The organism is Stenotrophomonas sepilia, assembly GCF_003244875.1.
GTDB classification, from domain to species: domain Bacteria; phylum Pseudomonadota; class Gammaproteobacteria; order Xanthomonadales; family Xanthomonadaceae; genus Stenotrophomonas; species Stenotrophomonas sepilia.
In genome coordinates this window covers 41767-48358 of the sequence record NZ_LXXZ01000088.1, presented here as the reverse complement: position 1 = coordinate 48358, position 6592 = coordinate 41767, and the positions used below count along the sequence as shown (strand labels likewise).

At 66.9% G+C, this 6592-nt stretch carries 9 protein-coding genes and 1 other RNA gene; 8 read left to right on the top strand and 2 right to left on the bottom strand.

The window, feature by feature from the left end; genetic code table 11:
* Positions 1-435: 435 nt before the first annotated feature.
* A complete protein-coding gene (locus A7X97_RS18450; RefSeq protein WP_088123875.1) occupies positions 436-1758 on the bottom strand; it encodes an aminopeptidase P N-terminal domain-containing protein in 1323 nt (440 codons plus the stop codon).
* Between the two features lie 5 nt (positions 1759-1763).
* Complete coding sequence (locus A7X97_RS18445) at positions 1764-2312, bottom strand: UPF0149 family protein (protein WP_005418994.1); 549 nt, start codon at positions 2310-2312, stop codon at positions 1764-1766.
* Between the two features lie 154 nt (positions 2313-2466).
* On the opposite strand from A7X97_RS18445, the gene A7X97_RS18440 reads away from it, so the two are divergent.
* The 8 genes from A7X97_RS18440 to A7X97_RS18405 all read left to right on the top strand — a co-directional run bounded on the left by A7X97_RS18440 (position 2467) and on the right by A7X97_RS18405 (position 6562).
* On the top strand, positions 2467-2688 hold the full coding sequence (locus A7X97_RS18440; RefSeq protein ID WP_005418996.1) for a TIGR02449 family protein: 222 nt from the start codon (positions 2467-2469) through the stop codon (positions 2686-2688).
* Positions 2685-2981 (top strand): cell division protein ZapA, encoded by a 297-nt coding sequence (locus A7X97_RS18435; RefSeq protein ID WP_006467013.1) that lies wholly within the window; start codon positions 2685-2687, stop codon positions 2979-2981. Before A7X97_RS18440 ends, A7X97_RS18435 begins: the two co-directional genes overlap by 4 nt.
* 97 nt (positions 2982-3078) lie before the next feature.
* A non-coding RNA gene (ssrS, locus tag A7X97_RS18430) (6S RNA) lies at positions 3079-3264 on the top strand.
* An 83-nt stretch (positions 3265-3347) separates the two neighbouring features.
* Positions 3348-3941 carry a 5-formyltetrahydrofolate cyclo-ligase gene (locus A7X97_RS18425; RefSeq protein ID WP_032954483.1) on the top strand — a complete coding sequence of 198 codons (594 nt, stop codon included), beginning with the start codon at positions 3348-3350 and terminating at the stop codon, positions 3939-3941.
* Positions 3938-4417 carry an EVE domain-containing protein gene (locus A7X97_RS18420; protein WP_005419001.1) on the top strand — a complete coding sequence of 160 codons (480 nt, stop codon included), beginning with the start codon at positions 3938-3940 and terminating at the stop codon, positions 4415-4417. Before A7X97_RS18425 ends, A7X97_RS18420 begins: the two co-directional genes overlap by 4 nt.
* A gap of 23 nt (positions 4418-4440) precedes the next feature.
* A complete protein-coding gene (gene rpiA / locus A7X97_RS18415) occupies positions 4441-5088 on the top strand; it encodes a ribose-5-phosphate isomerase RpiA (RefSeq protein WP_014648291.1) in 648 nt (215 codons plus the stop codon).
* A 21-nt stretch (positions 5089-5109) separates the two neighbouring features.
* Positions 5110-5556, top strand: a complete 447-nt coding sequence (locus A7X97_RS18410; RefSeq protein WP_014648292.1) for a DUF192 domain-containing protein — start codon at positions 5110-5112, stop codon at positions 5554-5556.
* A gap of 160 nt (positions 5557-5716) precedes the next feature.
* Positions 5717-6562: a SirB1 family protein gene (locus A7X97_RS18405; protein WP_111008269.1), complete on the top strand. Its 846-nt coding sequence runs from the start codon at positions 5717-5719 to the stop codon at positions 6560-6562.
* Positions 6563-6592: the final 30 nt, after the last annotated feature.

Below are 6592 nucleotides of genomic sequence, written 5' to 3'. Positions count from 1 at the left end.
GCCGCATCCATGCCGCGTCCCCCCCCGCCCCCCCACCCCGCCCCACCTCTGACAGTTTCCGTGTGCGTCCAACCACGGAAGAAAGAAAGAAAAGCAAAAGCGGGTCGCTTGCTGCGCTCGCTCTGTGTCGACCAAGGTCGACACCTACCAGTAGATCCACGCCATGCGTGGATGATTCATTCGATATCTGACAGATGTGCCGACCAACGATCGGCACCCACCAACAGCCGCGCGAACCTGTCGAAGGTGGGGCACTGTGGGTTTGCGGGGTGTGAGCCGCATGGATGCGGCGACCAAGCCTACAGGGATGTACTTGCGGCGTCCCCGCAAACCCACAGTGCCCCGCCATCCCACGGATAACCCGTTGTTGCTGTTGCTGTTGCTCCAGCTGTTGCCTCTGCGGGTGCAGGGCCGCAAGCCCTGCAGAAAAACACCCTACCCCGCCATCACCGCTTCGATCTCATCGGCGCTGCGCGCCAGGCCTTCGGTCAGCACGCGATGGCCATCATCGGTGATCAGCACATCGTCTTCAGTGCGGATGCCGATACCGCGCCAACGCGGTTCCACCGTCGTGTCGTCCACGCCGATGTACAGCCCCGGCTCGATGGTGAACGCCATGCCAGGCTCCAGCAGACGTGAATCACCGGCGAGGCGGTAATCGCCCACATCGTGCACGTCCAATCCGATCCAGTGGCCGGTCTTGTGCCGGTAGAAGCGCTGGTACAGGCCTTCGGACAGATTCTTTTCCAGCGTGCCCTTCAGCAGGCCCAGGCGCAGCAGGCCCTCGGTCAAGGTCTGCACTGCGGCCAGATGGCCGGCCTCGTAGGGCACGCCCGGCTTGGCCTGGGCCAGCGCCGCCGCCTGCGCTTCACCGACCAGGTCGTGCAGCGCGCGCTGCTCGGCACTGAAGCGGCCGTTCACCGGGAAGGTGCGGGTGATGTCGCTGGCGTAGCCGCGGTACTCGGCACCGGCATCGATCAGCACCAACTCGCCATCGCGCGACCGCGCGTTGTTGTCGCGGTAATGCAGGATGCAGCCGTTGCGGCCGGCACCGACGATGCTGCAATACGCAGGCACCGCATCGCTGGCGCGGAACACGCGTTCCAGCTCGGCCTGCAGTTCATACTCGTGGATGCCGGCCCTGGCGGCCTTCATCGCCGCCAGATGCGCACGCACGCTGATCTGTGCGGCGTGGTGCATCAGTGCCACTTCGGCGCCGGATTTGAACAGGCGCTGCTCGTGCAGCAGGTGGCCCAGCTCCAGGAACTCATGGGGCGGCTGCGCACCGTGGCGTACCTGCGAACGCACGCGGTTGACCCAGCCGATCAGCTTCAGATCGAAGTCGGCGTCGCGGCCGAAGTGGTAGTAGACGCGCGAGCGCCCTTCCAACAGGCCCGGCAGGATGTCGTCCAGATCATCGATCGGGTAGGCATCGTCCATGCCGTACTGCGCTACCGCGCCTTCCTGGCCGGCGCGGCTGCCGTCCCATGCCTCGCGCTCGGCATCGCGCTCGCGGCAGAACAGGATGGCCTCGCCGTGGCGGCGGCCCGGAATCAGCACCAGCACCGCTTCCGGTTCCGGGAAGCCGGTCAGGTACTGGAAATCCGAATCCTGGCGGAACGGATAATGGGTATCGAGGCTGCGCACCTTCTCGGCTGCGGCCGGCAGCACCAGGATCGCGTCCTCGCCAGCCATGTCCATCAGCTGGCGGCGGCGACGCTTGTATTCGCCGGCCGCGATGCCGGTACGCTGCTTGATATCCATCAGTTCAGGCGCTGCCGATGGCGCGCGGCCAGCACCACGTCGCCGTGCAGCAGCAGCACCGCCACGCGGATGAACTCCTCGATCTCCGACAGGGCTTCGTCGTCGTCATCGCCGCCGGCCTCGAAATCCTCACTGGACGCACGCGCCAGGCTGGCCATGTCGGTCAGCGCTTCTTCGCCCTCTTCGGACAGGGCCGGGCGGCGGCCGCCACTGCCCAGGCCGAAGCCGCCCAGGAACGAGCGGGTCCAGCTGAACATGGCATCGGCCTGCGCGGACACGTCGTCGCTGTCGGCGAGCAGCAGTTCGAAGGCGAAGTCACGGTCTTCCAGCTGCTTGATGGTGGCCTGCAGCAGCTGCCCCAGCACGCTGTCGGCGGCCACCGGCGGCAGGGTGTCGTCGGCCAGCACGCGCGCCGGCCAATCGTTGCCGGGGGCGCCGCCGGCGGCCAGCCAGCCGCACAGCGCGCCGTGCAGCTCGGCAGCGGTAGCGCCCAGGCCCAGCGCCTGGCTGGCGCGGGTAACGTCGTCGACGGAGGGAAGTTCGGTCATCGTGCGGCTCGTTCGGAATAAGGAAACCCGGGGTGCGCACGCGCGCGCCCGTGAGACCCCGTAGTGTAGCAACCCTGCGGCATCCTCTCGTGGCCGTCCGGCCTTGCTGCGACAGCGCTTGACCGCCCTCACCCGGCTTGCCTATCGTGCCCGCATGGAACCCGCCGATCCCCTTGCCCAGCTGCAGGACTTTGCCGCCCGCGTGGACGCGTTGCTTGAACGCAACCAGCGTCTGGCCGAGGAGAACCGCAGCCTGCGCCACCAGCAGGAACAGCTGGTGGCCGAGCGCTCGACGCTGTTGGCCAAGAACGAGCAGGCACGCTCGCGGGTGGAAGCGATGATCAGCCGGCTCAAATCCCTGGAGCAGCACACATGAGCGCCGAACCGGTCAGTGTCCGCATCCTCGATCGTGAATACACCGTGGGCGTCGGCGGCGATGAGCGCGACAGCCTGATGGCCGCCGCACGCCTGCTCGATGCGCGCATGCGCGAGATCCGCGGCAGCAACCGCATGGCCGCCGTCGACCGCGTCGCCGTGCTGGCCGCGCTGAACCTGGCCCACGAACTGCAGCTGCTGCGCGACGAGAACGCCCGCCAGGCCGTGGCGCTGCAGCAGACGCTGGCCGACCTGAACCGGCGCCTGGACCGCGCGATCGACGGCGGCGCCTGAAGACCGTGCACAACGCGTCTTCTCATATCTGAATTGGCACGGACTGTTGCCGACGAACGGCCTATCCAGATCCTGCGTGCTGGCTATAATGGCCACGCGTTCTCTGCGGTACTCGACGGCATGTGCAAACATTCGCCTTGTCCCTTAAGAACGACACCGGGAGCGCGACAGCGCCGGGAGTGCAGGTCCGCCTTGTAGCGGGAAGCCCGATGGTTCTCCAGCGTTCCCACTTGAGCCCCCGGGTTCAAGGTCGTTTCGCATGCATCGACATTGCGGAGAATGCAATATTCCAGCAAGGGCGGCGTCTTCGGGCGTCGCCCTTGTTCTTTCCGGCACAATGACGGCTGATCCTTGCCGCTCGCTGCCATGACCGACCCGCGCCAGGCCCTGCGCCACGACCTGCGGCAACGCCGTCGTGACCTTAACGCTGGTGAGCGCATCGCCGCCGCCGAATCGCTTGCCGATGCCCTGCTCGCCCTGCCGTTCGCCCCGCGCGAAGGCGCCGTGGCCGGCTACTGGGCGCTGGATGGCGAAATCGCCCTGCACCGCTGGCAGCTGCAGCTGCCCGAAGGACTCACCTACTGCCTGCCGGTGCTGGCCGGCGACGTGCTGCGCTTCGCACCATGGCGGCCCGGGCAGCCGCTGACCAGCAACCGCTATGGCATCCCCGAGCCGGACGTGGCCGTGGAAGACACCCTGGAACCGGAACGGATGGCGCTGGTCGTGACTCCATTGGTGGGTTTCGACGCACAGTGCCGTCGGCTGGGCATGGGGGGCGGCTGGTATGATCGCAGCTTCGCCTTCCGCCACGACCGGCCGGCGCCGCCCTGGCTGGTCGGTGCTGCGTTCGCGGTGCAGCAGGTCGAGTCCTTGCCGGTGGCGTCGTGGGACGTGCCGGTGGATGCGATCTGCACCGAAGACGGCACCCTGTTCCCCTCCGCTGCCCCCGTGAACGCATGACCGCCCGCAAGCGCTACTGGCTGATGAAGTCCGAACCGGACGCCTTCTCCATCGATGACCTGGCCAAGGTCAAGGTCGAACCCTGGAACGGGGTGCGCAACTACCAGGCGCGCAATTTCATGCGCGATGGCATGCAGGTGGGCGACGGCATCCTGTTCTACCACTCCAACACCAAGGTGCCCGGCATCGTCGGCCTGGCCACCGTCGCCAGCCCAGCCTACCCGGACGACACCCAGTTCGACCCGAAATCCGACTACCACGACCCCAAGAGCACGCGCGAAAACCCGCGCTGGATGCTGGTGGACGTGGCCTTCGACCGCAAGCTCAAGCAGGTGATCGCGCTGGACGAGATCAAGCTGCACGCTGACGAGCTCGGCGAGGGCTTCCCGCTGGTTGCCAAGGGCAATCGCCTGTCGGTGTTCCCGGTGACCGCCGCGCAGTGGAAGCTGCTGCTGTCGCTGGAAAAGAAATCCTGATTCCCCGCCTGAGAGTTCTTCCCATGTCCGAAGCCAAGCGCCTGGCCGCCGAGAAAGCCATCGAGTACGTCGAAGACGGCATGATCGTCGGTGTCGGCACCGGTTCCACCGTGGCCTATTTCATCGATGCCCTGGCCCGCATCCAGCACCGCATCAAGGGAGCCGTGTCCAGCTCCGAGCAGAGCACCGCACGCCTGAAGCAGCACGGCATCGAGGTGATCGAGCTGAACCACAGTGGCAACCTGTCGCTGTACGTCGATGGCGCCGACGAGTGCGACCCGAACAAGTGCCTGATCAAGGGCGGCGGCGCCGCACTGACCCGCGAGAAGATCATTGCCGAGGCCAGCGAGCGCTTCATCTGCATCGTCGACCCGAGCAAGCAGGTACCGGTGCTGGGCAGGTTCCCGCTGCCGGTGGAAGTGATCCCGATGGCGCGCAGCCTGGTCGCCCGCCAGATCCGCGACATGACCGGCGGCCAGCCGACCTGGCGCGAGGGCGTGGTCACCGACAACGGCAACCAGATCCTGGACATCCACAACTTGCAGATCACCGATCCGGAAAAGCTGGAGCGCGAGCTCAACCAGTTGCCGGGCGTGGTCTGCGTCGGCCTGTTCGCGCGCCGTCGCGCCGATGTGGTGATCGTCGGCGGCGAGCCGCCGGTCGTGCTCTGACCCTTCCGAAGGAGCCTGACGATGTCGCTGTTGCGTTCGCTGCTGATGCTTCCGCTGCTGGCCCTGGCCGGCTGCGCCACCGACGCGGCCCGCCATTGGGTCGAGCTGGACGGCGCCCGCTACCAGGTCGAGCTGGCCACCAACGATGAAACCCGCGCGCGCGGGCTGATGTTCCGCGACCAGATGGCGGCCGACCACGGCATGCTGTTCATCCACGACCGCGAGGAAATGCAGGCGTACTGGATGAAGAACACCAGGATCGCGCTGGACATCCTTTACTTCGACAGCCAGCGCAGGCTGGTCAGCCAGCAGCGCGACGTACCGCCGTGCTCGGCCGGCGACATGTGCCCGCCCTATCCCAGCGGCGGTCCGGCGCGTTATGTACTGGAACTCAACGCCGGCCAGGCCGAGAAGCTGCAGCTCAAGGACGGCACGGAGCTGAAATTCGGTCCGGGCATCGAAAAGTAAACGATGCGGCCGGCCAGCGGCCGGCACGCGCGGTAGTGCCGGCCGCTGGCCGGCAACCCTGCAGGGGTCAGATCCCATTCGCTCGCGAAAGGCATCTGACCCCTGAATTTTTCACGCGATACCGCTTGAAACCGCCTGCGAATGACGCCAGTCTGTGGCCATGCAGGACCGGATCACACTCCCCGACTGGGATGCCCTGGCCGACCTCGAAGACGAGGCGCTGCCACTGTTGCCGACCGCGCTGCTGATCGCGCGCGATGAATACCCCGATCTGCAGCCGTCCACCTACGACGCGCTGATCCAGAGCCATGTCGAGCACCTCCGCTCGGAAGTGGAGAGCATCGACAACAGCCCGCTGAAGATGGCGGCGATCAACCGCCACCTGTTCGACGAGCTGGGCTACAGCGGCGACCACGACGAGTACTACGACCCGCGCAACAGCTACCTCAACCAGGTATTCGAGCGCCGCCTGGGCAATCCGATCTCGCTGGCGCTGGTCCAGATGGAAGTCGCGCGCCGGCTGGGTATTCCGCTCGATGGCGTGTCCTTCCCCGGCCACTTCCTGGTGCGCCTGCCGGTGGACGACGGCGTGCTGGTGATGGACCCGTTCAACGGTGGCCGACCGCTGGACGTGGACGAACTGCGCGAGCGGGCCAAGTCACACCTGGGCGGGCAGATGCCCGACGACCAGGTGCTGGCGCAGATCCTCGACCCGGCGCCCGCGCGCGCGATCCTGATGCGCATGCTGCGCAACCTGTACGGCGTGTATGCCGAAGCCGGCGAGTGGGACCGCGCCGCGCGCAGTGCCGACCGCCTGCTGAAGCTGGCCCCGGAGCAGGACGATGCGCTGCGCGACCGCGGCCTGGCCTACCTGCAGCTGGAGTACCTGGCCGGTGCCCGGCACGATCTGGGCCAGTACCTGAAGCGCAACCCGGAAGCCAGCGATGCGCAGTGGCTGCGCGAGAAGCTGATCGACCTCGGCGGGCCGATGCCGCGGCTGCATTGAGGGAGTCGGTGTGTGGACCGGCAGTCCACA

Coding starts and splice junctions, on each gene's coding strand:
- A7X97_RS18445 (WP_005418994.1), bottom strand. CDS start 2,312: ATGACCGAACTTCCCTCCGTCGACGACGTTACCCGCGCCAGCCAGGCG.
- A7X97_RS18440 (WP_005418996.1), top strand. CDS start 2,467: ATGGAACCCGCCGATCCCCTTGCCCAGCTGCAGGACTTTGCCGCCCGC.
- A7X97_RS18435 (WP_006467013.1), top strand. CDS start 2,685: ATGAGCGCCGAACCGGTCAGTGTCCGCATCCTCGATCGTGAATACACC.
- A7X97_RS18425 (WP_032954483.1), top strand. CDS start 3,348: ATGACCGACCCGCGCCAGGCCCTGCGCCACGACCTGCGGCAACGCCGT.
- A7X97_RS18420 (WP_005419001.1), top strand. CDS start 3,938: ATGACCGCCCGCAAGCGCTACTGGCTGATGAAGTCCGAACCGGACGCC.
- rpiA (WP_014648291.1), top strand. CDS start 4,441: ATGTCCGAAGCCAAGCGCCTGGCCGCCGAGAAAGCCATCGAGTACGTC.
- A7X97_RS18410 (WP_014648292.1), top strand. CDS start 5,110: ATGTCGCTGTTGCGTTCGCTGCTGATGCTTCCGCTGCTGGCCCTGGCC.
- A7X97_RS18405 (WP_111008269.1), top strand. CDS start 5,717: ATGCAGGACCGGATCACACTCCCCGACTGGGATGCCCTGGCCGACCTC.